The sequence below is a fragment of the Methylobacterium sp. Leaf91 genome, assembly GCF_001422815.1.
Lineage (GTDB): Bacteria > Pseudomonadota > Alphaproteobacteria > Rhizobiales > Beijerinckiaceae > Methylobacterium.
The window spans coordinates 12,255-35,637 of sequence record NZ_LMMP01000009.1 but is presented as its reverse complement, the minus strand read 5'-3'; the positions used below and the strand labels follow the sequence as shown (position 1 = coordinate 35,637).

The 23,383-nt window shown below is 67.4% G+C and carries 25 protein-coding genes; 9 read left to right on the top strand and 16 right to left on the bottom strand.

Going from position 1 to position 23,383, the window contains the following annotated elements:
- The first annotated feature begins 13 nt into the window (after nt 1-13).
- Complete coding sequence (locus ASF32_RS09215; protein WP_244478181.1) at nt 14-763, top strand: trypsin-like serine protease; 750 nt, start codon at nt 14-16, stop codon at nt 761-763.
- Between the two features lie 107 nt (nt 764-870).
- Nucleotides 871-1,734: a trypsin-like serine protease gene (locus ASF32_RS09210; RefSeq protein ID WP_056426786.1), complete on the top strand. Its 864-nt coding sequence runs from the start codon at nt 871-873 to the stop codon at nt 1,732-1,734.
- A 187-nt stretch (nt 1,735-1,921) separates the two neighbouring features.
- Here ASF32_RS09210 and ASF32_RS09205 read toward each other — a convergent pair whose 3' ends face one another.
- Nucleotides 1,922-2,143: a hypothetical protein gene (locus ASF32_RS09205; protein ID WP_156467747.1), complete on the bottom strand. Its 222-nt coding sequence runs from the start codon at nt 2,141-2,143 to the stop codon at nt 1,922-1,924.
- A gap of 465 nt (nt 2,144-2,608) precedes the next feature.
- Between ASF32_RS09205 and ASF32_RS09200 the strand changes: the two genes are divergently transcribed.
- Nucleotides 2,609-4,342 (top strand): hypothetical protein, encoded by a 1,734-nt coding sequence (locus ASF32_RS09200; protein WP_156467746.1) that lies wholly within the window; start codon nt 2,609-2,611, stop codon nt 4,340-4,342.
- Between the two features lie 117 nt (nt 4,343-4,459).
- On the opposite strand, the gene ASF32_RS09195 is transcribed toward ASF32_RS09200, so the two are convergent.
- On the bottom strand, nt 4,460-5,773 hold the full coding sequence (locus ASF32_RS09195; protein ID WP_056426778.1) for a phage major capsid protein: 1,314 nt from the start codon (nt 5,771-5,773) through the stop codon (nt 4,460-4,462).
- Nucleotides 5,770-6,303 (bottom strand): HK97 family phage prohead protease, encoded by a 534-nt coding sequence (locus ASF32_RS09190; protein WP_056426775.1) that lies wholly within the window; start codon nt 6,301-6,303, stop codon nt 5,770-5,772. The genes ASF32_RS09195 and ASF32_RS09190 overlap by 4 nt, the downstream gene beginning before the upstream one ends.
- A 38-nt stretch (nt 6,304-6,341) precedes the next feature.
- Between ASF32_RS09190 and ASF32_RS09185 the strand changes: the two genes are divergently transcribed.
- The 3 genes from ASF32_RS09185 (at nt 6,342) to ASF32_RS09175 (ending at nt 7,633) form a co-directional block, all read left to right on the top strand.
- Nucleotides 6,342-6,620, top strand: a complete 279-nt coding sequence (locus tag ASF32_RS09185) for a type II toxin-antitoxin system VapB family antitoxin (RefSeq protein ID WP_244483616.1) — start codon at nt 6,342-6,344, stop codon at nt 6,618-6,620.
- On the top strand, nt 6,617-7,030 hold the full coding sequence (locus ASF32_RS09180) for a type II toxin-antitoxin system VapC family toxin (RefSeq protein WP_056426772.1): 414 nt from the start codon (nt 6,617-6,619) through the stop codon (nt 7,028-7,030). Before ASF32_RS09185 ends, ASF32_RS09180 begins: the two co-directional genes overlap by 4 nt.
- A gap of 165 nt (nt 7,031-7,195) precedes the next feature.
- Nucleotides 7,196-7,633, top strand: a complete 438-nt coding sequence (locus ASF32_RS09175) for a DUF4440 domain-containing protein (RefSeq protein WP_056426769.1) — start codon at nt 7,196-7,198, stop codon at nt 7,631-7,633.
- A gap of 5 nt (nt 7,634-7,638) precedes the next feature.
- Here ASF32_RS09175 and ASF32_RS09170 read toward each other — a convergent pair whose 3' ends face one another.
- From ASF32_RS09170 to ASF32_RS09160, 3 genes are all read right to left on the bottom strand, one after another.
- Nucleotides 7,639-8,799, bottom strand: coding sequence for a phage portal protein (locus ASF32_RS09170; RefSeq protein ID WP_056426767.1), 1,161 nt, complete (start codon nt 8,797-8,799; stop codon nt 7,639-7,641).
- A gap of 342 nt (nt 8,800-9,141) precedes the next feature.
- Nucleotides 9,142-10,419: a terminase family protein gene (locus ASF32_RS09165; RefSeq protein WP_056426764.1), complete on the bottom strand. Its 1,278-nt coding sequence runs from the start codon at nt 10,417-10,419 to the stop codon at nt 9,142-9,144.
- The gene (locus tag ASF32_RS09160) at nt 10,352-11,089 is read right to left on the bottom strand and encodes a hypothetical protein (protein WP_244478180.1); all 738 of its coding nucleotides are present in this window, start codon (nt 11,087-11,089) and stop codon (nt 10,352-10,354) included. Before ASF32_RS09160 ends, ASF32_RS09165 begins: the two co-directional genes overlap by 68 nt.
- A 502-nt stretch (nt 11,090-11,591) precedes the next feature.
- Between ASF32_RS09160 and ASF32_RS09155 the strand changes: the two genes are divergently transcribed.
- Nucleotides 11,592-12,866: a hypothetical protein gene (locus ASF32_RS09155; protein ID WP_156467745.1), complete on the top strand. Its 1,275-nt coding sequence runs from the start codon at nt 11,592-11,594 to the stop codon at nt 12,864-12,866.
- Entirely contained in the window at nt 12,863-14,098 is a 1,236-nt protein-coding gene (locus ASF32_RS09150; RefSeq protein WP_056426754.1) for a restriction endonuclease, read from the top strand. Before ASF32_RS09155 ends, ASF32_RS09150 begins: the two co-directional genes overlap by 4 nt.
- A 309-nt stretch (nt 14,099-14,407) precedes the next feature.
- Here the strand turns inward: ASF32_RS09150 and ASF32_RS09145 are convergent, their stop codons facing one another.
- The 4 genes from ASF32_RS09145 to ASF32_RS09130 all read right to left on the bottom strand — a co-directional run bounded on the left by ASF32_RS09145 (nt 14,408) and on the right by ASF32_RS09130 (nt 17,678).
- Nucleotides 14,408-14,911: a hypothetical protein gene (locus ASF32_RS09145; protein ID WP_056426751.1), complete on the bottom strand. Its 504-nt coding sequence runs from the start codon at nt 14,909-14,911 to the stop codon at nt 14,408-14,410.
- Between the two features lie 101 nt (nt 14,912-15,012).
- Nucleotides 15,013-15,495 carry an Hsp20 family protein gene (locus tag ASF32_RS09140; protein ID WP_056426748.1) on the bottom strand — a complete coding sequence of 161 codons (483 nt, stop codon included), beginning with the start codon at nt 15,493-15,495 and terminating at the stop codon, nt 15,013-15,015.
- Between the two features lie 418 nt (nt 15,496-15,913).
- Nucleotides 15,914-16,375 carry a hypothetical protein gene (locus ASF32_RS09135; RefSeq protein WP_056426744.1) on the bottom strand — a complete coding sequence of 154 codons (462 nt, stop codon included), beginning with the start codon at nt 16,373-16,375 and terminating at the stop codon, nt 15,914-15,916.
- 106 nt (nt 16,376-16,481) lie between these two features.
- Nucleotides 16,482-17,678: an MFS transporter gene (locus ASF32_RS09130; RefSeq protein ID WP_056426741.1), complete on the bottom strand. Its 1,197-nt coding sequence runs from the start codon at nt 17,676-17,678 to the stop codon at nt 16,482-16,484.
- Between the two features lie 123 nt (nt 17,679-17,801).
- Here ASF32_RS09130 and ASF32_RS09125 point away from each other — a divergent pair, with 123 nt between their 5' ends.
- The gene (locus ASF32_RS09125; protein WP_056426738.1) at nt 17,802-18,590 is read left to right on the top strand and encodes a helix-turn-helix transcriptional regulator; all 789 of its coding nucleotides are present in this window, start codon (nt 17,802-17,804) and stop codon (nt 18,588-18,590) included.
- A gap of 622 nt (nt 18,591-19,212) precedes the next feature.
- On the opposite strand, the gene ASF32_RS09115 is transcribed toward ASF32_RS09125, so the two are convergent.
- The 6 genes from ASF32_RS09115 to ASF32_RS09090 form a co-directional block, all read right to left on the bottom strand.
- A complete protein-coding gene (locus ASF32_RS09115; RefSeq protein ID WP_056454510.1) occupies nt 19,213-19,857 on the bottom strand; it encodes an OmpA family protein in 645 nt (214 codons plus the stop codon).
- A gap of 8 nt (nt 19,858-19,865) precedes the next feature.
- Nucleotides 19,866-20,288 (bottom strand): hypothetical protein, encoded by a 423-nt coding sequence (locus tag ASF32_RS09110; RefSeq protein ID WP_056426730.1) that lies wholly within the window; start codon nt 20,286-20,288, stop codon nt 19,866-19,868.
- 210 nt (nt 20,289-20,498) lie between these two features.
- The gene (locus tag ASF32_RS09105) at nt 20,499-20,699 is read right to left on the bottom strand and encodes a DUF3606 domain-containing protein (protein ID WP_056426727.1); all 201 of its coding nucleotides are present in this window, start codon (nt 20,697-20,699) and stop codon (nt 20,499-20,501) included.
- Entirely contained in the window at nt 20,696-20,899 is a 204-nt protein-coding gene (locus tag ASF32_RS09100; RefSeq protein ID WP_056426724.1) for a hypothetical protein, read from the bottom strand. Before ASF32_RS09100 ends, ASF32_RS09105 begins: the two co-directional genes overlap by 4 nt.
- Nucleotides 20,900-20,958: 59 nt before the next feature.
- Nucleotides 20,959-21,783, bottom strand: a complete 825-nt coding sequence (locus ASF32_RS09095) for an ATP-binding cassette domain-containing protein (protein ID WP_056426719.1) — start codon at nt 21,781-21,783, stop codon at nt 20,959-20,961.
- 54 nt (nt 21,784-21,837) lie between these two features.
- Nucleotides 21,838-23,220, bottom strand: coding sequence for a lysine N(6)-hydroxylase/L-ornithine N(5)-oxygenase family protein (locus ASF32_RS09090; RefSeq protein WP_056426716.1), 1,383 nt, complete (start codon nt 23,218-23,220; stop codon nt 21,838-21,840).
- Nucleotides 23,221-23,383 lie beyond the last annotated feature (163 nt).

Below are 23,383 nucleotides of genomic sequence, written 5' to 3'. Positions count from 1 at the left end.
AATGGATCTCGACATGCGGTCTGCGGGTATCGCGCTGCTGCTCGGCCTCGCCGCCGGGCCGGCCGCCGCCGTCGTCGGCGGTCGCGAGGCGCCGGAGGCGGCCGGCTCGGCCGTGATGGTGCTGTCCTCGAACGGCGGCGTGTGCACCGGCATCGTCGTGGCGCAGGATTCGGTGCTGACGGCGGGCCATTGCGTGGCGGCGGGCTCCCGCCAGGGCGGCGCGGAGCACCGGGTGCATTTTCGCGACGAGGCGGGCCAGCCGGTGCTGGTCGATCTCGCCGCCCGCGCGGTCCATCCCGGCTACGACGCCGGCGCCATCGCTGGGCGTCGGCGCTCCATCGATCTGGCGCTCGTCCGCACCGCTACGCCGCTTCCCGCCCGCTTCCGGCCGACCCCGTTGAGCGCCGCACTGCCGCGCGCCGGCGAGAGCCTCGTCCTCTCCGGCTACGGGGTGTCGAAACCGGGCGAGCCGCGCACCACCGGCACCTTCCGCAGCGCCGTCCTCCCCGTGGTCGAGCCTTATGGGCAGAGCCGCATCCTGGTCTGGATGAAGCCGTCCGGCGGCGCATCCGGCGCCTGCCAGGGCGATTCCGGCGGGCCGATCGCGGATGCGCCCGGCGCGCCGCCGCTGGCCGTCTCCGCCTGGGTCGGGGGCGGCGCTTGCGGTAGCATCTCACAAGGCGTCCTGCTGGGGCCGCAGCGCGACTGGATCGACCGGACCCTCGCGGGCTGGGGCCGCTCCGCCGGCTGGTCCGCCCCCTGACGCCGCACTGCCTCAGCGACGGAACCGGAGCTTGGCCGAGGGATTGCCTTACGCTAGGCTTCATTCCAGGGACGTCCGGGGCTCATGCCGGGCGCGGGAGAGACACGATGTTCACGACCGCGCTGCGAAGGGTCGCCGTCACGGCGCTGGTCGGTCTCGTCCCGGCTCCGGCGCTCGCCGTGATCAACGGCGAAGTCTCCCGTGATCCCAATGGTTTGCGCGCCTCGGTGGTGCGCATCGAGAGCACCCAGGGCGAGATCTGCTCGGGCACGCTCATCGGTCCCGATCTCGTCCTCACCGCCGCGCATTGCGTCATGCACCAGGCCGGCTACAGCGTCGTCGCCGTCGACCGGTCGTTCCGCCAGCGCCGCATCTCCGCCATCGCGGCGTCGATGCACCCCGATTTCGTGCCCGGCACCACGCCGGAGGATCAGCCGGGCATCGATCTCGCCCTGATCAAACTGTCCGAGCCGTTAGGGGCGGATTTCCAGCCCCTCGATCCGCGCGGCGGCGGGGCCATCGGCACCGGCGAGTCGGTGGACATCGCCGGCTTCGGTGTCGTGGCCGAGAACCGCCGCAACACCGCCCGCACCCTGCGGCAGGCGCATCTCGTCTCCATCGGCTCGCTCCAGGTCGCCAACACGGTCACGGTGGTGACGGACCGGCGCAAGCTCGCCGAGACGGCGGGGGCCGGCGCCTGCCTCGGCGATTCCGGCGGGCCGATCCTGCGCGGCGGTCCGGGCGGCTACCAGATCGTCGGCGTGGTCAGCTGGTCGAGCGGCGCCATGCGCCAGGACAAGCGCGCCCGCACCGCCTGCGGCGGCTTCACGGCGGTGACCCCGACGGGCCAGCATGCCGGCTGGATCACCTCCCGCGCCGCCGAGATGGCCCAGCTCTCCCCGAGCGAAGCCCCCGCGAGCTTCCGCCGCTCCAACCGCTCCGATTGGATGGCGCGGCCGGGTCGGCGGTGAGGGGCGGAGCGTCGATTCTCTTCAGAATCGGCGTTCGTTCGTCGGCGTCATGCCTTGAAACGAGCCTCTGGGACGCGCTCAACGGAGGTGGGCTTTGACTGTGGACGGCCTCGGTCGTCACCGGTCTAGGTGGCCTCGCCGGGCGCAGTGTCTGTCCTCGGCGCTCCGCAGCCCTCCGGCTTCTGGATCAGTTGTGACCGTTCTGCGTCCAATGGATATTGGCGTCCAAGATGGACTCGTTCTCCGAGTGCAGACGCTCAGCTGATCCCGCGATGTGCTGAGCCACCACTTGGTGAGCGGTCTCGGCAGGAATCCCCGCTCGTGTCAGGTGCTCGACGAGCCGCGCACTGGCCTCCTGTGATGCGACGTGCTGCGCCTTCAGGTAGGCGATCGGGCTTACGGCTGACATTTGCGGCTCCATGCTGGGTTGCAGGGCTGAACGTCTCGGAGCGTCCCTGGCAATGGTGACGATGGGTATCTGGAAATCACAACCGGGCGTACCATCCACGGTTCGCATGAGATAAGCGAATAATCGGTTAAATCATTCTTTCGATAGCGCCGTTTGGTTCGTGGCGATAGAGGAAAAGTTCCTTCTCCTCAACATCTTGCCCTCTGGTGACTCGCATCCGACGCGAATGTCAGGGCCGCTCCCCGGCGATGCGCCACACGGGATGTCGCGTCGCTTCAAAGGATTCGAGAGATGCGCTTGCGGAGGCTGCCATGACACGCATAGGTAGCATTCACGCGTCTCCCTTCGAATTGCAAGTGCGCCACGATGTCAGCCTCGCTCAGTGTCGGCACGATTGTCGCGCGCATTTTCCCCAACGGAACGCGCTCCTTCTTTTCGGACAAAGGACATGAGGGATGGCCTGCCGTGCCGGACTACCCGGCGGATCTGTTTGCCGTCGCCGCCTATCTTCTGGAGACGGCGGGCGCCTACCACTATCTCGTGCCCCGAGACGAACCTGCGAATTGGAGTGCGTCGGCCCTGCTGATGGACCTCGACGAGCATGCCGAATGGGTGAAGTCCGGGCAGACATGGATGGGCCATGCCGCCGTTCCGGAACTGGTGACGCGCTTATGGAGCGAGATCGGTAAACACGCCGGAGACCCGGTCTTCGTCGAGCATCGCCCTCATGCGCCCCCCGCCCGCTGGTGGCTTCCGGCCATCGGTCTCCTCGTCATCGCGGACGAAGCCTGTGCCGATCTCGGATACGGAACGACCCGCGAGGTCATCCCTTCCGGAAGCGCGGCGACAAGCTGGGTCTACGATGCCTGGTACAGCTCGCAGGAACGGATCTACCAGAGCCTGCTGGAGAAGGCGCAAGCCCACATCACGTACTTTCCCCAGCACTCGACCGTCTGCATGCAGGCCGATCCAGACGTGGTCTGCGTTCAACCCAAATCGCGCACACCTCCGATGGGCTGCACGCTCCGGACCTTCAGTCACAACCTCGCGACGCTCCCGCCTCGCGGGATCGTCCGTGCGTGCTGGCAACGGCCGCCCGGACCGCTGAGGTCCGATGACGACGACGCGCTCAACCTGCTCTTGATCCCCTACCCATTCCAGATCTCGGCCCAGTGGTTCAAGGGACACGTTCGCCTGACCCCCGAGGACGCCGATCGTTCGGGGGTCACGAATACGACGCCCTGGGGGTGGTTCGAGCTTCAGCAGCAATGGTTGAATGGTCGCAGGCAGCCGCGGGGAATGACCCGGCGCGACGCTCTCATCGCCTTCACGATCAAGCTCATCGAACGGTCGATGGAGGATGTCGGCCATCTCCACGGCGTGGTTTTCCCGGAGCTCGCGCTCGACTGGCCGATCTACGAAAGGATCGTCGAGGCCGTCGTCACCCGTTTTCCGTCGATCGAATTCCTGGTCGCCGGATCGAGCATGAACTGCAAGGGCGAGGTCGCGAACGTCGCGCTCTCGAGCGTGTTCAAGTCCAGCAATCCCGATTGGCTTGCGCGCACGATCACGACGAGTCGTTCGAAGCACCATCGCTGGCGCCTCGATGAATCGCAGATCTCGACCTATGCCCTGGCCGCCGCCCTCGATCCTCGCGTGACGTGGTGGGAGAAGACGATGGTCCCCAAACGGGAAATCCACGTGAACGTGTTTCGTGAAGCATCGACGTTCACCACGATGATCTGCGAGGATATGGCCCGGGTCGACCCCTGTCATACCGTGCTGCGTTCCATCGGCCCGAGTCTCGTCTTCGCCTTGCTCATGGATGGGCCGCAGGTGCCGGAGAGATGGCCCGCGCGCTACGCTACGGTGCTGGCCGACGACCCTGGGTCGTCCGTCCTCACCTTCACCTCCCTTGCTCTAATCGAACGTGCGAACCGCACCGGCCGCAAGGACGGGTCCAGATCCGTGGCGCTGTGGAAGGAGGATACGGGGAGGACCGTGGCGATCCCCTGCCCGGACGGACATCATGGCGTGGTCCTGACCCTTTCGGGATATCGCACCACGGAAGCCACGTTCGACGGACGGCAGAACCGCGATGGACGGGCTTGGCGGTTCCATGGGCAGCAACCCGTCAAGCTTCGCCCGACGAGACCCGGTGACGAGGCGATGATCGCCCTCGTCACCGGGGCCACCTGAGGAGCACGCCCCCTCTCACCGCCTCGGTTGCGACTCGGCGGGGCGAGCGTCAGCCTCCTATCGCCGGAATGTCGTGGCGGACCGCCCCCCGGTGACCGGCCGACCCGCCCCGTTGCCTCACGCGAATTTCAGCAGCTTGATCGCGTCGAAATCCTGCACGCCGCCGCCGACGCGCTTGGTGGTGTAGAACAGCACGTAGGGCTTGGCCGAGTAGGGGTCGCGCAGGACGCGCAGGCCGGCGCGGTCCACCACGAGATAGCCGCGCTTGAAGTCGCCGAAAGCGATGGACAGGCTGTTGGCCGCCACATCCGGCATTGCCTCGGCCTCGGCCACGGGGAAGCCGAGGAGGGTCGCGATCCTGTCGGCCGAGACCGGCGGCTGCCACAGGTAGTTGCCGTCGGCATCCTTCATCTTGCGGATCGTGCTCTGGACCTTGCGGTTCATCACGAAGCTGGCGTTCTGGCGGTAGCCGGCCCGCAGGGCATAGACGAGGTCGAACAGCACGTCGGACGGGTCGGCGCTGGGGAAGGCCCCCGCCGCGCCCGTGGCGACGAAGCCGAGCCTGCCTGGGCTCCAGGCGGAATTCTCGACATTGTCCACGCTGAGGAAGCCGCGCGGGCGGCTGACCCCGTTGCCGGTGACGAAGGCGACGCTTTCCTGTTCGGCGAAGACGGTCTCCACCTCGTCGGCGAGCCAGGCGTCGATATCGACGATGGCGTCGTCGAGGAGCGTCTGGGTCGCCGCCGGCATGGCGTAGAGCTCCATGGCCGGGAAGCTCAGTTCAGAGAGGGACGGAGCGTCGGTCTGCGGCCGCGCCGCGGTCTCGGCGACCCAGCCCGAGACCGCATCGGTGGTGGAGACGGCGCGCTTGTAGAGCCCGCCCGAAATGGTGCGCACCGTGGCGAGCGCCCGGATCGGCGAGAGGTTGGCGAGCCGCTTCAGCACGTCCCGCTCGATGGCCTGCGGCACGAGATAGCCGCCATCGGGGCCGGAGCCGGCCGAGAGCGCCTTCTCCTCCAGGCGCTTCAGCCCGCCGCTCTCGCCCGCCCGGACATAGAGGTCGAAGGCGGCCTTGTGCTCCACGGAAGCCGGGTCCGGACGGGTCGGCCCATCACCACCCAGGGGCGGACGGCGGCCGTCCAGGGTCAGGCGGTCGAGGCGGGTGCGCGCCGAGTCGAGGGCCGCGTCGATGCGGGCGAGCTTCTCCTCGGTGAGGACATCGCCCGAGCGGCGCCCCTCGAGTTCGGCGAGCCGGCCGTCATTGGTCTCCTTGAAGGCCTCGACGGCGCGGGAGAGTTCGTCCATGGCGGCGCCGATTTCGGCGTCGGAGGCGGGGCGCGCCGCTTTGTTTTCCAGAAGGGCGTGGTTTTCCAGAAAGCCATGCGGATCGGCCTTGGTCTCCGGGGCGCTCGGCGAAACGTGAACACTCATGCGAACCTCGTCTGCTGGGTGAAGGGGGAAGGGGCGGAGGCCGTCCGGGGGGACGGCGCGCCACGCGGCGCGAGCCGGTGCGCGAAGGCGCGCAACTCGCGGGCGAGGGGCGTCACCGTCCCGTCCGGCGCGGCGGCGCGGGCGCCGGGCAGGAGCGGGAAGGTGACGAGGGAAATCTCCCAGAGGTCGATTGCGAGCAGGCGGCGCAGGCCGCCGCGCTGCGGGCTCGAACGCAGGGTGCGAAAGCCGATGGACAGACCGTCGAGGCCGCCCTCGCGCATCAGCGCGTCGACCTCGCGCCCGCGCTGGACGGCGAGGTTGATCAGCCCCTCCACCCGCAGGCCGCGCGCATCCTCGCGCAGGGAGAGCCACCGCCCGATCGGCTCGGCCGGATCGTGCTGGAACAGCATCCGCACACCCGCGGCCCCACGCTCGCCGAGGCTCGCCGCGAAGGCGCCGGCGGACACGACGTCGTTGCCGAGATCGGGCACGCCGAACAGGCTGGCATAGCCGGTGAAATGGCCGTCCATGGCGGGCTCCCGAAGGGTGGGGTGACTGGGGTGAGGCGGTGGGATATCCTCATCATGCCGAGGATATCCCGGAGGTGCGTGTGCCGCTCTACATCAAGGACGACGAGACGGCGGGCCTCGTGGTGAAGCTCGCGAAAGCGTCCGGCGTCACCAAATCCGAGGCCGTGCGCCGGGCCGTCACGGCCGAACTGAGCCGCCTGACCCCTCCGGTGCCGCTACGCGAACGCCTCGCGGCCTTGAGGGCCCGTCATCCGCTGCCGAAGCCCACGGGGCAGGCCGCCGACAAGGCCTTCTTCGACGACCTGAGCGGAGAATGACGCTCTTCGTCGATGCCTCCGCGCTGATCGCGATCATCGCCGGCGAGGCGGAAGCCGACGCGTTCGCGGATATCCTGGAGACCGATCCCGACAGGCTGTGTTCGGCGCTCTCGCTCTGGGAAACCATCGCGGGCCTCGTGCGCAACTACGCCTTCACGGTCGAGGCGGCCCGCGAACGGGTTCGCCTGACTTGCGAGGAGGTGGAAATCCGCCTCGTTCCGATTGCCGGGCGTGAGTTCGAACTCGCCGTCGAAGCCTATGAGCGCTTCGGCAAGGGCCGGCATCCGGCGTCCCTCAACATGGGCGATTGCCACGCCTATGCCTGCGCGAGAGCCCATCAGGCGGTCCTGCTGTTCAAGGGCGAGGATTTCACCCTCACGGATATCGTTCGGGCCGGACCTTCCGGCTAAGCCACCGGCCCGATCGACGTGACACCCGAACGATCGCGCCCCGATCGAGACGATGGTCCGGGTTGGCAATATCCGCCCGGATACACCAAGATTTCGCTTTCCTGATCGCAGATCAGTGACATTATTCGACTTCGATCGACTGCGAATCGGAAACGGGGGATCATCATGAGCTTGAGCGTTAAGCTATGCATCGCATCCGTTCTGCTGTGCCTGCTTGGTCCGATCCCGGCCTCGGCCGCGGATCCCACTGCCGATGCCCAGGCCGCGGCGGCCCGCTGGGACAAGACCTACAATTCCGGCGACATGGACGGCCTCAAGGCCCTCTACGCGACCGATGCGATGGTGATCCCGAAGGGCGCAGCGGTGTCCGGCGCCGACAAGATCGGCGCCTTCTTCGCCGGGCTGAAGGCGAAGGGGTTCGAGGAGCACGCGATCAAGGTCAACTCGGCGCAGATGAAGGGGGACGTTCTCCTCGTCACCGGGCGCTGGTCCATGTCCGGCCCCGGTGAGGGGGGCGCGAAGAAGACGTTCGAGGGCAACTGGGTCAACGTCCTGGAGCGTGAGGGCAAGGACTGGCGCACGGTGCTGCACACCTGGAACTGACGAACCTATAACGCCGTCCCGTAGCCCACGGCCTCGCGTTTCTCCGCCTCGGTGAGGAAGTCCGCCGCCTGGACCCGGCGCCAGAGCGATTCCCGCTCCGGCGCCAGGGCCTCGATCGCGTCGAGATCGGGCTCCAGGCGGGCGGGGCCGAAGGCGGGTTCCAGCCATTGGGCGAGGCTCTCTGCGGTGCGGCGCGCCAGCGGGATCACCGTCTGCCGGTAGAAGGCGCGGTTGGCCTCGGCGTAATTGGCGTGGGTGTTGTCGCCCGCGAGGCCCAGCAGCAGGGGCGGTACGCCGAAGGCCAGGGCGATCTCGCGGGCGGCGGCGGCCTTCGCCTCCACGAAATCCATGTCCTTCGGCGAGAGCGAGAGCGGCTTCCAGTCGAGGCCGCCCTCCAGCAGCAGCGGCCGGCCGGCATTGGCCGCGCCCTGGTAATTCGCCTCCAGCTCGCCCTTGAGGCGGGTGAATTGCGCGTCGCTCAACGTCGCGCCGGTGGAGGTGGCGTAGACCAGCGCCCCGGAGGGCCGGGCGGCATTGTCGAGGAGGGCCTTGTTCCAGGCCCCGGCGGCGTTGTGGATGTCGAGCGCCACCGCCGCCGCCTCCATCGGCGATAGGCCGTAATGGTCGTCGGCCGGGTGGAACAGGGTGAGGTGGAGGATCGGCGGCACGCCCTCGCGGGTCTGGTCGTGCCGCAGCACCCGCCCGCCGACGGTATGGTCGTAGGCGATGGGCCATCCATCGGGGCCCGGCACCACCCGCATCCGGTCGGGACGGAGAGCGTGGAGTTCGCGCGGGGTGCCATCGAGGCTCAAGGCTTCGAGATACGCGTTCCCCGAGACCATGAGGTAGCCATAGAGCGTCTCCAGCAGGCGCGATCCGCCCTCGCGGGCATTCGGCCGGGCGAGGAGGGCGAGGAGCGGATGCGGCCCCGCCCGGTCCGTCAGCACCAGGGGCAGGGCGGCCGCGGCCTCCGCCACCAGCCGCACCGCCCGGTGGACGATGGCGTTGCGCTGGAACCCCTCGCGCGCCAGCGCCCCGTAATCCCGCGCGGTCCACACCGCCCGGCCCTCGCCGTAGAAGGCGATGCCGAGGCCGGAAACCGGCGCCGCCTTGGTCTCGGCCACGGGAAAGGCGGCCCGCGCCAGGCGGGCGAGAAGGTTCGGCATGGGAATGTCCTGACTCGATCAGTTCTGGTCCGAAAGGCCTGTGTGCAGTCCCCTCTCCCCGCATGCGGGGAGAGGGCCGCGACGACCTTGTCGTCGACGCGGCGAGGCGGCAGCCGAGGGTGAGGGGGCGCGTCCGAAGGAGCCACACCCGGAGAGACCCCCTCACCCTCGCCCTAGCGGGCTCACGTCGCCTCCCGGCAAGGGGAGGACGACGTCCTCTCCCCGCCCGGCGGGGAGAGGGGGACCAGCCTCTTTTGAATAGGGACGTGCCTTCAGGCTGTTGGACCCGAAGGCCGGCGCTCATCCCCGTCTCCCCCGCCCGGCGGGGAGAGGAGAACGCGCTCACACCCGCCGGATCCTCGGCTCGGCCCTCTGCCCCAGCATGAGGTGGGTCAACGCCCAGACGAGGGCGTCGAGGCGGTCGGGCGAGGCGCCGCTGGAGAGGCCGCCCGGCCCGAAATCGCAGAGCTCGTCCTCGAGCGCCGGCAGGCTGCCGACATGGTGGACGCGGCCCTGCGCGTAGAGCACCGAGACCGGCTCGGCCCGCAGATACTTGCCGCGCGTCGCCCGCACCGGGATCACCGGCACCGAGGCGTCGACCTCGGCGATGACCGCGATGGCCATCTCGCCGCCCTGGTTGACCTCGACCACGAGGCTGCCCGCCTCCAGGCGATGGTAGAGCGCCAGGGCGGCGCCGGCCCAGGCCTGCGGGCTCGCCCGGCCCAACGTGGCGTCGGCGACCACATAGGCATGCCCGTCCGGTCCGAGCCCGGCGGCGACGATCCCGCAGGCATCGGCCCCTGCCTTCGAGGAGGCGGGCGGGTCCACCGCCACGACGATCCGCCGAAGCTCCGGCATCCCGTCCCGGCGCGCGGCCTCGATCCCCTCCCGCGTCCAGAGCGCGTCGGGCCGGTCCTCGATCAGCTCGCCGTCGAGCTCCTGCCGCCCGAGCCGCGTGCCGGCATAGCGCCCCACCACGGCGTCGAGGAAGGAGGGCGCGAGGTTGGCGGCGTTGTCGGCGGTGCGCGAGCGGCTCACCACCGTGAGCGGGTCGGAAAGGATGCGCCGGATCAGCGGGATCGGCCGGGGCGTGGTGGTGACGAGGTTGCGGGGCCGGTCGCCGAGGCGCAGGCCGAACTGGATCATGTCGTAGGTGGCGTCCGGCCGGCGCCATTTGGCGATCTCGTCGGACCAGGCTGCGCCGAATTGCGGCCCGCGCAGGGAATCCGGCTCCTCGGCGGAGAAGGCCATCGCCACCGCGCCGTTGGCCCATTCGAGCCGCCGCCGCGAGGGCGCCCAATGCGGCCGCGCCCCGGAGAGCGCCAGCAGGCCGGACGGCCCCTCGATCATCACGTCGCGCACGTCGGCATAGGTCTCGCCGATGAGGGCGATGCGGCCCACCGCCCGGGCGCAGAAGGCGGGGTCGCCCGTGGCCAGGGCCCGCACCCATTCGGCCCCCGTGCGGGTCTTGCCCGAGCCGCGCCCGCCGATCACCGCCCAGGTCGTCCAGTCCCCCCGCGACGGGCAGGGCGGCAGCTGGTCGGTCCGGGCGTTATGGAGCCAGTCCGAGGCCAGCGCCCGGATCAGGTGCGGCGGCAGGCTCGCCAGGAAACCCGGCATCCGGCCGCTCGCCGAGGCATGCCGCATAGCGCGCCGCGATTGCCGCGCGCAGGGCGGGCAGGTCGCTGTCATCGGCCGGGGGGCGGGACGTCGCAGAATCCCGGTCCGCAAGGTTGCGCTGCGCATCGCTCCGCTCCCGGTCTTCGCTAGAGAGGTCGTCGAGCAGCCGTTTCAGGCCGCCGAGGTCGCGCAGCACCTTCGCGGAATCGAGCGCGGGCGGCATCTCGCCACTCAGGGCCGCGTCGAACCGCGCGATCTGGCGGCCGATATGGGCGCGCAGGGCCTCGCCCAGATTGTCCATCACCCGCGCAGCCGGAGGGGCCGCCCCGGCCTTCTGCGGGCGCGGCGCCGGGCGGGCCCGCGGCCTGCGCTCGAAGCCGCAAGCCCGGAACAGGGCCGGCGCGCCGGCGACGGTGCCGCCGAGCGCCAGAGCCAGCGTCGCGGGCTCGATCTCCATCATCCCGTAGAGCGTCTCCACGGCGCGCCGCCGCGCGGGCGCCCAGGCTCCGGGGTCGAGCCGACGCGCTACGTCGCTCACCCCCTCGCGCCAGCCATGCTGGCGGTTCCACGTGCTGATCGTCTGAGCGCGGACCCCCGTCCGCTCCGCGATCTCGCGGCTCGTCATGCTCGTCGTCCGCATCAACTGCTCGACGAGTTTTCGTGTCTCCAAGGGAAGCTCCATCTCGCTGCCCCTCTCGTCACACTTCTTGAGCGTTCCTCATTGATACAGAAGGAGCGTCACGCTGTCAATCATAAATTCCTATTGTAGGATTTTTAGGCGTACGCCTGGCGGGGGGGGCGGTGGGACGCCTGACGCTTGGTCGCTTCTGCTTCCACCCCAACTTCGCTTGAGCGCTTAAGACTCAGCACTTCTGGGAGCTAACGTTCGTTCTGGTGCCTTTGGGCAATGATATGCCCAAGGAGATCTTTAAAACAGCGAATTTATCTATCCTAAAATCGGACGCTACAATGCGGGAATGATGTTCGGGGCCGGTCTCTATTCGGGCATAAAACACGCTGCTGAAGCCCTCCGATACTGCGCCGAGCACTGGGACATAGCCGCAAGCAATTTTATCGGTTGCAAATTTATGGTTATGCCACCAGTAGTGTCGATGGCAGGTGATTTGCGTCACTACCGTCTGTGAATAAGGAGGGGGCAGAACCCCACGCATATGGACAATAAGACCAAAGGGGCATGGCTTCTTGCTCAATCCAAAAATCTTGATGGTTACTCGGGTGCAGGTGCAGCTCGGTTAGAGAACATCTCATACGCGGGCAAGGTCGGTCGCCTCTATAATTTGATTCGTCGACAATCGGATGAATCAACTACCTTTGCCATATCGCGTCAGACGGTGGATAACGCTTGCCAGTTAAGTGGAATCGATAAGTCAGCTCGAACTTTAGGTTTAGAACTTCTGAAGAATGCAGGTCGAATCGACATTACAAGCGACGGATCTATCGCTGTGCTGGGCGCAACGACACAGGCAGTCCTTGAAGCCACTGCAGAATTATTTGATGAGCAAAAGCCAACTTCAGACGAGCAGGCGATCCTCGATCTCTCGGAGCGCGTTTCAGGCAAGCCATTCAGGCGTGCTGAAGCTGAAGAGTATATTTCAGATACTCACAAATTGAGGAAGGCAGAAGCGACCACTCTCGTTGATCTTTCAAAGAAGACAGCTTTGATTGATGAAGAGGGGGAGCCAGGCCGCGGTCTTCTTTTTAACTCTCATACTTTTCGCGACGGTAAGTACGCGGAGAAGGCACACAGAGTTTTGGAGCAGCTCAAGGCTGACGAGCGAGTCCGGCTCTCAGAAGTCCAAGATAAGCTAACGCGCAGCGGTGCGTTGTACGATGCTGATGTTGAAAAAATGTTGGGCGCTGAGCTTTACAAGCGACTGATTAGTGTGGGCTTGTTTGACCGGATGGAGGTGAGCAACAGCACTGAGTCTGTAGGATACGTTGCTTCACCCAACGATTTTCAGAAGTACGGGCGTCCCTTTGAAGAAGATCCTATTGATGATGCTAAGGCGCTGATCGCATCGCTAACGTACGGTCAAACGCGCAGTAGCGCCACCCGAGGTCAAATCACTATGCCAGACGCGCTCATCCGCGCTCTTGTCCGCGGTGACGAACTAGCCGCTCGCGCTGGTGGCATCCGCGCGATTGGTGAAGACTACCGCGAGCTTGAAGCTCGCCAAGTCGTCGATGTTACCGAGAGAAGCCATGGTCGATACACAATGCGCTTGCTCAAGAAGGACGTTGGCGAACTTGCATTGACAATTATCCGCGGCGGGGCTGCGTCTCAGGAGGCCGTTTTGATGGACGGCTCCCCGGCCAGAGCCTTCAAAGGTCCCCACGCAGCGCGAAACGAAGTACGAGAGAAGAACAATTTGAGTGACAAGCGGTTCGTTCACGACGCACTGGATCGCTTGAGGAGTGGTGGATGATGGCGTTGCCGAAGGGTGCTGGTCTCGAAGAGCTGGCGCGAGCTTATTTCGCGCGACAGGGCTTCTTGGCAATCCGGAGTGTCTCAATCCAGTTCGAGGATGAGGAGGTCACCGACGTCGACGTATGGCTGTACGGGCGTCAAGGCGGTGGTGTGCGTACCCGCGCGTTGGTTGACGTAAAAGACAAGAAGTCACCGAAAGCCTACGAGCGCATCATGTGGGTTCGAGGGATGCAACTGGCGCTCGGGTGCGACCGGGCGGTCGTCACCACCACCGATACGAACGCCAAGGTCAACCGTTTTGCTCAACAGCAGAAAGTTACACTGCTTACTGCCGCCTTCCTCCGCCGATGGAACGACGGGGACGACCTTCTCAGAGATCGCCTTAGTCTCGAAGAGCTGAACGCCAACATCCAATCATATGCAGGACACAAGCAGGACGGAGATTGGATTAAGCAAATCGCAGCAGCTAAATCCGCAGTCGTTAGTCTTGCGCCGTACCCCGCCTTCAACAAAGCAATTAGGTCATTTCGTTTCTTCGCTGAAAGAGCTGCAACCCGTCCACAGCACCGGGAGCAAGCTCTTCGCGGAGCTTTCTTGTCTGCCGCGTTGGCGTGTATGGCACTTGATGCTGCACTGGAGAAACTGGCCTTTGAAGAGCCTTCCGCTCGTCATGATCTGCTCTATGCCGGAGTGACGTACGGAGACTCCGGTGACAACCGAGTTCAAGAAAGCATCGAAACCGTACTTTCCGTAATCTCTAAGGGCGTCAAAAATGGGCGTGTAATTGCTCGCCAGACAAGCGATGCGCTTCAAGAAATGTTTACTGGGGTGCGCGCTGGAATCATCGCGGACTTCTTCGCAAAAGAGCAAAATTCGGGGCATCTGTTTACAGTCGCCCGCGAGTTGGAGAGCCGCGCTCATGCACGCGCTCGGCCAGATCTTGTTGGCTTGAGTATTGAGGCAAAGTCTATAATTGGTGTTCTTGCCGACTTCGTTGGCGCTAAACGGCCAGCGCTGATGAGCAGTGACTTCGTTACCTCATCGCCTGCCAGCTCCCTTCCGGCAGCGGCTTCACATTCGCTCGCGGCTGCTTCGGCCCCAAAATCGTCTAGCCCGGTGGCGGAGACGAACTCCGAAGTCGCCCCTACCGGACGCGACGGGCCCTTGTCCGCCAACCCGGTGTCCGAATCAGAGGAGCGGGAAATAGACCCAAATCCTAAACTGCTGTAGCCAATAGCTTTTTGCCCGTTAATCGAAGGCTTTATCGTCGAGCTAATGTCGCCTTTACGCACGGCTCGGCCAAGCTCCTGTCAATCGAATGACCGGTGGGCTGCGACTTTTTAAACGTGAGCTCACTTGGCCTTGCGCTCCGCAGGTGGACAGGCTCGAAACCACCCAGAGCCGGTCCTCTTCGCCACCGCCTAACCTCAGAAATCACTCGCTTCGGTCGGCGAGGGAATGGTGGTGAGGGCCTTCATAGGCGCGGGCTAGACCGCCTGCCGCCGCCCTTCGGCGGCGGCGCGCGTCAGCCTTCACCGCTCAAGCCGGGATCGCGTCCGCGCTGGGCGGCGTCCGGGGGCGGGGCATGATCGTCGCCGGGCAGGGCGGCGGGTCGTCGTCGTCGTTGTTTCGACGGCGCGGGCGGAGATAGCGGTGCAGGTTCGCGAGGCGCGGCCGGCGGCGCGGCGCGGGCCGGGGCGCGTCGGCGGCGGCATTCTCCGGGGCGGCGGGGCCGTCGAGTTCGGCGAGCGCCGCGAGCAGGGCATCGACGGTGACCGGCTCGGCCCTGGCCCCGGTGAGGCAGCGCAGGCCCGGAGCGCTCTCGAGGGCGCAGGCATCCGAGACCCAGGAGGCCAGGATCGTCCGCTTCTCCTCGCGGGAAAGGAGCGGGTGCGCCAGCACCTCGCGCGGATGACGAAACACGTCCCCGGGGGCGACCACGGCCTGCCAGGCCTCGAACGAGGCTGGCTGCGTGGCGGCGGGGTTCATGAGGCCGGAACGCCCGGCGCCGGAACGAGAAAAGTGCGTTTCCCTCATCGACATGATCGATCCTCCCTATGGCTGTGAGGCAGGACTGAGAACGGGATGCGGCCCTCGCGGGCCTGAAGGCCCCCGAGGGTCTCTCTCATGATCGGCGTCGGCGATCAGGCGGCCTCGGCGTGGTCCTCGACCTGGGCGGGCGCGTTGTCCTGGCCCACCGCCTGAGCCGCGCCGCCGATGGCGATGCGGCGGGGCTTGTAGGCCTCCGGCACCTCGCGCACGAGGTCCACGGTCAACAGCCCGTTGTCGAGGCTGGCTCCGGTGACCTTCACGTGGTCGGCGAGGTTGAAGGTCTGCCGGAAGGGGCGCGTCGCGATCCCGCGATGGAGATAGGCGCGCTCTCCGTCCTGGCCCCCCTTCTGGCCCGTCACCTGAAGCACGGTGTCGTGCTGCGTCAGGTCGATCTCATCCGGGGTGAAGCCCGCCACCGCCATGGTGATGCGATAGGCATCGTCGGCCACCTTCTCGATATTGTAGGGCGGCCAGGTGGTCGACGGCTCGATCCGGGTCGCCTGGTCGAGCAGCGAGATCATGCGGTCGAAACCGACGGTCGAGCGATAGAGCGGTGCGAAATCCAAAGTCCTCATGACCACATCCTCCTGAAGAGCAACGTGATGACAAAGCGCGCCGGACACCGTGTCCGGCGCCAGAATGCGAGCCCATCCGGGCCTCGCACGCGCATAACGCCGATGGTGGGGTGTGGTTCCGGGGCGGTGTCGATTTCTTTCGCGGTGTGAGAGGTCGGGCTTCGGGCCTGCCTCCCGCCACGAGGGGCTGCCGGCTTCCAATATCTCGCGGGCAGCGCGGGTCCCCTCTCCTGGAAGGAGAGGGACAGGGTGAGGTGTGTGCACTTTCCGGAGAGGGACCACACCTCACCCCAACCCTCTCCTTCCAGGAGAGGGAGCCGGTTGCGTCTCACGCCCGCCCGTCGAGAGCCTCCGGCACAGGGTCCTGATCGTCGTTGGCCACGTCGGAATCGTGAGAATGAAGAGGGGGGCCGGGCTCTCAGCGGGATCCGGCAAATTGTTTGATCACCGCGAGCGGTGCGGCAGGGGCCGGCCACAGGACGAGGCGGTAATGGTCCTCGCCGTCCAGGCGGTCGTCGGTGAGGGTGGTAAGGCCGCCGAAACAGGCGCGGACGCGGTAGGTGCCGGGGGCCACGGACAGGATGTCGATGGACCCGCCCGTGCATTCGTGGATTTCGAGCCGGCCCGAGGGCAGGTCGAGGCTCGCCTCCACCACGTGGTCCCAGAGGTCGAGGGCCTCGTCGGGCGGCCCGTCGAGGAGGTCGAGCTCCACCGGCACGGACATGTTGCGCTCGGGCTGGATGACCACGAGGAACGGCGCCGTCTTGACCCTCAGCTGGAGGTCCTCTTCGGTGTAATCCAGCGCCGCGTCGGGCATCTCGCCGTGATCCCAGAGATAGAACTGGTGATAGTCGGCGAAAATCTCGTAGCGCTTCTGCATGGCATCGCTCCCGCTGGCGCGACCGGAATAGGACGTCCGGCCGGTTTTCGCGATGACCCCGTCCGATGGCGGTGCGAAGGCCGGTCGCGTGGCGGTTGGCCCCGCCTCATTCCGCCGGGGCGAGGGGCCGGGACCGGTCTTTCCCCGTGAAGCCGAAGAAGCCGACCGCCGAGGCCACGATGACGCCGCCGCAGGCCGCCGCGATCCCGAGCACGAGCCCGAACCCGCCCCTCTCGTGCAGCAGGGCGATCAGCGGCACCGCGAACCCGCTCACGGTGAAACCGAGGAAATAGCGCACGCTGTAGGCCCGCGCGCGGTAGAGCGGCGGCACGTAGCGAGCCACCATCGCGTCGTTGATCACCACCTGCCCGTAGAGCGCGGCCATGGTCAGGACGAGCCCGGCGAGGAGCGGGACGCCGCTGCTCAGGGCGGCGATTCCGAGGCCCAGCGGCTGCAGCACCGACAGGCCGAGGAACAGCGCCGGCAGGCTGTAACGGTCGATCAGTCGCCCCATGAGGAGCTGGGTCAGGGCTCCCACCATGAAGACCAGGGTGGCCACGGAGCCGATCAGCGCGAGGGGCAGCCCCTCGCCGACGCGCTCGTCCACCACCTTCGGCAGGGCGATGGTGGTGATGTTGAAGGTCATCCCGCCGGCCACGATGGCGCAGGCGAAAACCACGAGCAGGGGGATGGGGCGGGACACCGCGAGCACCGCCTTGCCCCCTTCCTTGCCCTGCGCGCCCTCGCCGTCGCCGGGGACCATGGCCAGAAAGGCCGCTCCGCAGGCGAGGCAGACCAGCCCCGGCACCACGAAGGCCGCCTGCCAGCCGAACCCCGTCGCCAGCAGCGCCGTGACACCCGAGGCCGTCGCGGCGCCGACATTGCCCCAGACGCCGTTGACGCCGAGGTCCCGCCCGAGGCGGCGCGAGTGGGAAACGAGCATGGTCGAGCCGACCGGGTGATAGATCGCCGAGGCCAGCCCGAGCACGCAGAGCCACAGGGCGAAGGCCGTCGGGCTGGCGGCGCTCGCGACCCCGAGGCACGACAGGCCGTAGCCGAAGAAGAACACCGCCAGGAGGTTTCGCCGTCCGAACCGGTCGGCGAGCCAGCCCATCGGCAGCGCACAGAGGCCGAAGGCCACGAAGGCCCCGGTGGCGAGCGCGATGAGCTCCCCATAGGAAAGCCCGGTCTGCGCCGCAATGGCGATCACGGCCGTCGGGTAGATCAGCAGCACGAAGTGATCGAGGGCATGCGCCACGTTGACGAAGCGCAGGGTGCGGCGGGACAGGGTTTCGGCGTCCATCGATAGAGGATCTCCGCAGGCAGGCCCCGCTCTAGCTGACCCGTTGAACGCTGTCGGGCCGAAGGTGTACGCGATCGGGCCAAGGCAAACGATGCCACGGCAAACCGCGCCGACGGGGAAACCATGCGCTCCATCAGGGCCGAGGATTATCAGGACGTGCCCCGCGCCGTCGCGGTGATGCCCAAGACCTTCGTGGCCGGCAGCCGCACGGAGCGGCACTCCCACAAGCGGGCGCAGCTGCTCTACGCCACCGCCGGATTGATGATGGCGACCGCCGAGGACGGGACCTGGGTGGTGCCGGAGGGCCATGCCCTGTGGATCCCACCGCGCCTCCCCCACGCGGTGGTCATGCATGGCGAGGTCGCCATGTGCTCGGCCTATCTGGCCGTCGAGGCCATCGCCGGCTTCTCCGAACGGGCGCGCGTCATCGAAGTCTCGCCCCTCCTCGCCGCCGCCTTGGTCGCCCTGACAGGCGAGCCCGTTCTGTATGACGAGACGGGTCGCGGCGGGCATCTGGCCGCCCTGGTGCTCGACGAGACGAGACGCGCCCCCGAAACCCGGTTGACCCTGCCCTTGCCGCAGGATGCCCGCCTCCGGCGGATCTGCCTCGGGTTGATCGACGATCCCGCCTTGGCGCTCGGTCTCGACGCCTGGGCCGACCGGGCCGGCGTGAGCCGCCGGACCCTGACGCGCGGGTTTCGCCGGGAAACGGGCCTCAGCTTCGGGCAGTGGCGCGCGAGGGCCAGGATCGTGCGGGCCCTGGCCCTCGCGGCCGATGGCCGGGCGGCACGCCACGTCGCCGCCTCGGTCGGCTATCGGAGCCTCCAGGCCCTGAGGGGCAGGACCCAAGCGTTGATCGGACAGGAGGGGGACACCCGGCCGGGCTCGGCCACCGTCGCTCCGCCGGATTGAAGAGCGTCGTCCGTCCCGGCAGGATCGGTCATGCCCCGAGCCCGAGGAGCCCGCAGAATGGGTCGACATCCGCGACCTCCCCAGCGCCGTCTCGGACCCGTTCGGGGCCGATCGCGATGCTGATGCGTCTGCTCGCCCTGTCGCTGGCGATATCCTCGCCCGCCTGCGCCTTCGACGAACTCCTGGTCCGGCCGCCGACGAGTCTGGCGGACGAGTGCGTGAACGGCCTCGTCGAGCATCGAACAGGCCAGTGGAAGCGGCGGGACCGGCCGCTCACCTCCGGGGCGTTCGGGAGCGTCGAGGAGATCGTGCGGGACGTCGACCCGCCGGCCCTGCGCACCCTGGCGGAGCGCGGGTGCAGCCGGCACTTTCGGCATCTCTTCCTCTCCTGCACACGGGTCGATTGGTCCGAAAATGCCAGTCCCGCCCTCCGGCCCAAGGGCGTTTCGGCCGAAACGGAGGCGGAGATGATGCGGGTCATGCGCGGATGCCTCGCCGACCTGAAGCAGGCGGGCGTGCCGCCGGTGAGGAAGCGCCTGCCGTTCGGTAAGCGGGACGAGGCTATCGGGAGGTCGTGGTCCCCGACGATCCGGGTGGACATTTCCGGTCGGTCGTTCTCCGTCTATCCATCGGGCGCGATGAGGAACGCGACGCGGCGGTTCCGCTGCCGTCCGGCGGGGTCGTCGCGACCATCGGGATTGGCGTTGGGCGCGACCGGCATGGTCTCGCCCTTGCCCGCCGCCGACAGGCGCCCGGCGGCGATGCCGCGCCCCACCAGCCAAGCGCGGACGGAGACCGCCCGGCGCTCCGACAGGGCCTGGTTGTAGGCGTCCGCGCCCATGGCGTCGGTGTGGCCGGTGATGGCCATACGGGCCTTCGGCATGGCCGCGAGAACCTCCGCGAGCCGGACCAGCGCCGGGCGGGCTTCGGCGCGGATCACGGACTTGTCGAAGTCGAACAGGACATCGCTCGGCAGCTCCACCAGGATGGCCGCGCCCTCCCGCCGGGCGCCGAGGGCGGAGAGGTTGGCCTCCGTCTTCAGACGCGCCTCGGACGTCATGCCCTTCGCCCCGAAGGAGGAAGCGCCGCCCGAACTAGCCGCAGCGCTCGGTTGGGGCTTCTCCTCCCAATGCGAGGCGGGGAGGCCGATCTCGGCGAACCGGGAGGGAGCGTCGCCGATCGCGGCCCCGCCCGCCGTCACGGTGTAGCTCGACGCATGTCCCTCCGGAGCGAGCCCGGGCAGTGCCAGGATCGCCGCCAAAAGCACTGCCCCTCTCACGGGGTCAGAGCCAGCGGAACGGTGATGCCAGGCGCGTTGATGTCGTCGCCGGACCGGCCGGGGTTGAAGACCAGCGTCAGCCGGCTCGCGTCGGAGGGCAGGGCGCCGGGGAAAACGAGATCGCCCTCCATGGTCCGGCCGTTGAGAACGCGCATCCACTTGTTGTCGGCGATCTGGCGCAGGTGGAGACGCTGTTCCGCCCCGTCGCCCCAGGCGAGGTAGGCATTCTGCCGGTCGTTCATGTTGACGAAGGTCGTCTTGTGGCTGTCGAAACTCGCCAGCAGGCGGACCGTCGTGGCGTCCTCACCCAAAGTGACGGATTTCACCTGTACGGTCAGGCCCACCGGCGCGCTGACCTGCCCTCCGGCGATCGTCACCGTCCGGTCCGCGGCAAGTGCCGCGACGGGCAGCAGGGTCATCAACGCGAGGGCAGTTAGTCTCGAGACCAAAGCGGCGTTCCTTTCGAACGGAGAGACGCGGGCTTACGGTCAAGCATATAGAGAAGTCGGCCCCCGCCGGAAGATGCGGGTGCCGCCAAAGCGGGGCGGGACCGGAGCCACGCCTCGTCCGCAAGTTTAAGGGGGAGGTGATCCGTCAGCCTCCCGCCGCTCCCGCTCAAGGGGATTCCCTCACACGATGCCGCTGGCTTCGAAGGGCCACGGCTTGCCGAGCCGTTCAGCCACTTTCGCCGGATCGTGGCCGACCTCCTCCACGGCCGCCTCCACCTCCTCGCTCGGGGTCTGGAAATAGCGGGCCCAATAGGCCTTGTCCCGGGGCTCCTTCAGCGACACCGTGGTGGGCGCCTCGGGCGTGGATCCATCTATGCTCATCGGGCGGCTTCCTCAGCTTCGGTGCCGGGCCGGTCGCTCGGATCGTCCGGCGTTTCCTGAACGATCCCGCTCACGGTATCCTTCGGGCCGGTCGCGGCGCTGTTCTGTTCCGGCTTGCCGGAACCGCCGCCGCGCGACCGGTCGGAGGTGGATTCGGTCAGCGTCTCGGTCGGTTCGGGCGGTTTCGTCGTCTCGGACATGCGTCGCTCCCTGATCTGACGGGGCAACGCCTGAAGCGCGGTACGGGTTCGGGCCGGCCTCAATCGAGGTAGCTCAGGGCCATCCCCGTCCGGGGGTGGGGGAACACTCCCATACGCACCCCGTAGATCGCCTCCAGCCCCTCAGGCGTCACGATCTCGGCCGGGGTGCCGCGCGCGATGAGGCGTCCGCGATGGAGCGCGATGAGGTCGTCGCAGGTGCGGGCCGCCATGTTCACGTCGTGCAAGACCACGATGACGGTGAGGCCCCGCTCCTGGGACAGGTGACGCACGAGGGAGAGCACCTCGATCTGGTGGGCGATGTCGAGGGCGGCGATGGGCTCGTCGAGAAGCAGGCAGCGGGCATTCTGCGCCACCAGCATGGCGAGCCAGACGCGCTGACGCTCGCCGCCGGAGAGGCTGTCCACCATGCGCTCGGCGAAGGGGGTCACCTTCGTGAGCCGCATCGCCTCGGCGATGGCGTCCCGGTCGGTCGAGCCCAGTCGGCCCAACGCTCCGTGCCAGGGATAGCGGCCCATGGCGACGAGCTCCTTGACCAGCATGCCGGGCGCCTGCGGCGTCGCCTGCGGCAGGTAGGCGACCTCGCGGGCGAAGGCGCGGTCTCCCAGACTCTCGATCGATGCGCCCTTGAACAGGAGACGGCCACCGCTCGGGGCCTGCTGGCGGGCCAGAAGCTTGATCAGGGTCGACTTGCCCGAGCCGTTATGGCCGATGAGGCCGATGACCCGGCCGGTGGGGATAACGAGGCTCAGTGGGTGCAGCAGCACGCGTCCCGGAACGGAAAACGTGACCCCGTCGAGGCTGTAGTCCGCATCGTCCGGACTCGGCTCGCGTCTCGCTCCCGCATCGGCTCGGCTCAAGGACATCGTTCGCCCGTTCGACGCTGCAACGCCGTTATGATGGTGGGATCGAGGGCCGCGTCAGGCCCGCGCACCGGCCCTCTGCCGGTCGGCGAGGAGCGATTGGGCGATCTCATGCCCCCGCATGACCAGGATGGACAAGAGGGTATCGCTCAGACCGTGGGTCGGCTCGCTGAAACCCTGGACGTAGATGGCGGGCTCGAAGCCGGGCCGGGTGGCGAGGCGGTAGTCGCGTCCGATGGCGCCGTCGGTGAGATGCGGCGTGAGGGCCGGCATCATGGTCTCCAGACGGTCGCGGCGGTACCCCGTGGCGAGAATCACGGTGTCGTAGAATTCCCGCGTCGTGAGGCCGGTGGCGGCGTCCAGGGTTTCGAGGACGATCTCGCCGGCCTGCTCCGAGGCCCCGACCACGGTGGTCCTCGGTCGTAGGGCATGGCGATGCTCGCCGCTGACCTTCTGCTGGTAGAGGAGATCGAAGATCCGCGTCAGCAGGTCGGTGTCGATCACCGAGTAATTGGTGCCGCGGAACTCGTCGATGATGGCCCGGCGATGGGCCTCGGGCTGGCCATAGACGAAGTCGGTGAAGTCCGGGTTGAAGATCTCGTTGACGAAAGGGCTGTCATCGGCGGGCTTCAGCGCCTGGCCGCGGAAGATCATGGCGATGTCCGCGTCGGGGATACGACTCTGCAGGTCGAGGAACAGCTCCGCCGCCGTCTGGCCCGCGCCGATGACGGCGATGCGCGGCCGGCGCGTGGAAGCCTCCGGCAGGGGAACACCGTCGATCCGCGACAGGTAGCGCGAGGAGTGGAATACCCGGGCGCTGCTCTGCAACTCCTCGAAGACCGGCAGGATGCGCGGCTCGCCCCCGGTGGCGAGGATGACGGCGCGGGTACGCCGCCTCTGCTCGCGGCCATCGGCCTTGCGTGAATGGACCAGCAGGTGGCGGATGGTATCGCCGCGTCCCTCCGGCTCGATGGCCAGCACCGTATCGCCGTAATCGCAGCGATCGGCGAAATGCCCCGCGACCCAGCGCAGATAGTCGTTGAACTCGATCCGGCTCGGGAAGAACGACTTGCGGTTGATGTAGTCGATCAGCCGGCCGTGGACATGCAGGTAGTTGATGAAGGTGTAGGGACTCGTCGGATCGCGCAGGGTGACGAGATCCTTCAGGAAGGAGATCTGCATCCCGCTATCGGGCAGAAGCATCCCGCCATGCCAGACAAACTCGTCCTGGCGCTCCAGAAAGCGCACGCGCGGTTGGCGGCCCTGCTGCCGTCCCGCCTCGTCGAGGGCGATGGCGAGTGCCAGGTTCGACGGGCCGAAGCCGACGCCGACCGCGTCGTAGGCCGGTGCTTCGTCGTCGTCCCAGCGCCCGCCCTGCGAACCCCGGAAGGTGTCGCGCAGGGAATATGAGGTGTCCGAGGGGTCGTAGGATTCCGTCATCACCGAACCTCCATTCCTGCGCCGAGATGTCCGCGCCGAGCGGACCTCACGATCCGCCGGCAACTGTCAGGCTAAGGGACGTTCGGGCGGGGGAGGGATTTAGGAGCCGCCGCGAAAATAGTTGCGCCGCCGCTTAAATTTCGGCCGTCCGCCACCGTCTTGG

Bases quoted from the DNA above. Each gene is read 5' to 3' on its own strand.
- ASF32_RS09215 (WP_244478181.1), top strand. From the start codon at position 14: ATGCGGTCTGCGGGTATCGCGCTGCTGCTCGGCCTCGCCGCCGGGCCG.
- ASF32_RS09210 (WP_056426786.1), top strand. From the start codon at position 871: ATGTTCACGACCGCGCTGCGAAGGGTCGCCGTCACGGCGCTGGTCGGT.
- ASF32_RS09205 (WP_156467747.1), bottom strand. From the start codon at position 2,143: ATGTCAGCCGTAAGCCCGATCGCCTACCTGAAGGCGCAGCACGTCGCA.
- ASF32_RS09195 (WP_056426778.1), bottom strand. From the start codon at position 5,773: ATGAGTGTTCACGTTTCGCCGAGCGCCCCGGAGACCAAGGCCGATCCG.
- ASF32_RS09190 (WP_056426775.1), bottom strand. From the start codon at position 6,303: ATGGACGGCCATTTCACCGGCTATGCCAGCCTGTTCGGCGTGCCCGAT.
- ASF32_RS09180 (WP_056426772.1), top strand. From the start codon at position 6,617: ATGACGCTCTTCGTCGATGCCTCCGCGCTGATCGCGATCATCGCCGGC.
- ASF32_RS09175 (WP_056426769.1), top strand. From the start codon at position 7,196: ATGAGCTTGAGCGTTAAGCTATGCATCGCATCCGTTCTGCTGTGCCTG.
- ASF32_RS09170 (WP_056426767.1), bottom strand. From the start codon at position 8,799: ATGCCGAACCTTCTCGCCCGCCTGGCGCGGGCCGCCTTTCCCGTGGCC.
- ASF32_RS09165 (WP_056426764.1), bottom strand. From the start codon at position 10,419: ATGCCGGGTTTCCTGGCGAGCCTGCCGCCGCACCTGATCCGGGCGCTG.
- ASF32_RS09155 (WP_156467745.1), top strand. From the start codon at position 11,592: ATGGACAATAAGACCAAAGGGGCATGGCTTCTTGCTCAATCCAAAAAT.
- ASF32_RS09150 (WP_056426754.1), top strand. From the start codon at position 12,863: ATGATGGCGTTGCCGAAGGGTGCTGGTCTCGAAGAGCTGGCGCGAGCT.
- ASF32_RS09145 (WP_056426751.1), bottom strand. From the start codon at position 14,911: ATGTCGATGAGGGAAACGCACTTTTCTCGTTCCGGCGCCGGGCGTTCC.
- ASF32_RS09140 (WP_056426748.1), bottom strand. From the start codon at position 15,495: ATGAGGACTTTGGATTTCGCACCGCTCTATCGCTCGACCGTCGGTTTC.
- ASF32_RS09135 (WP_056426744.1), bottom strand. From the start codon at position 16,375: ATGCAGAAGCGCTACGAGATTTTCGCCGACTATCACCAGTTCTATCTC.
- ASF32_RS09130 (WP_056426741.1), bottom strand. From the start codon at position 17,678: ATGGACGCCGAAACCCTGTCCCGCCGCACCCTGCGCTTCGTCAACGTG.
- ASF32_RS09125 (WP_056426738.1), top strand. From the start codon at position 17,802: ATGCGCTCCATCAGGGCCGAGGATTATCAGGACGTGCCCCGCGCCGTC.
- ASF32_RS09110 (WP_056426730.1), bottom strand. From the start codon at position 20,288: ATGACCCTGCTGCCCGTCGCGGCACTTGCCGCGGACCGGACGGTGACG.
- ASF32_RS09105 (WP_056426727.1), bottom strand. From the start codon at position 20,699: ATGAGCATAGATGGATCCACGCCCGAGGCGCCCACCACGGTGTCGCTG.
- ASF32_RS09100 (WP_056426724.1), bottom strand. From the start codon at position 20,899: ATGTCCGAGACGACGAAACCGCCCGAACCGACCGAGACGCTGACCGAA.
- ASF32_RS09095 (WP_056426719.1), bottom strand. From the start codon at position 21,783: ATGTCCTTGAGCCGAGCCGATGCGGGAGCGAGACGCGAGCCGAGTCCG.
- ASF32_RS09090 (WP_056426716.1), bottom strand. From the start codon at position 23,220: ATGACGGAATCCTACGACCCCTCGGACACCTCATATTCCCTGCGCGAC.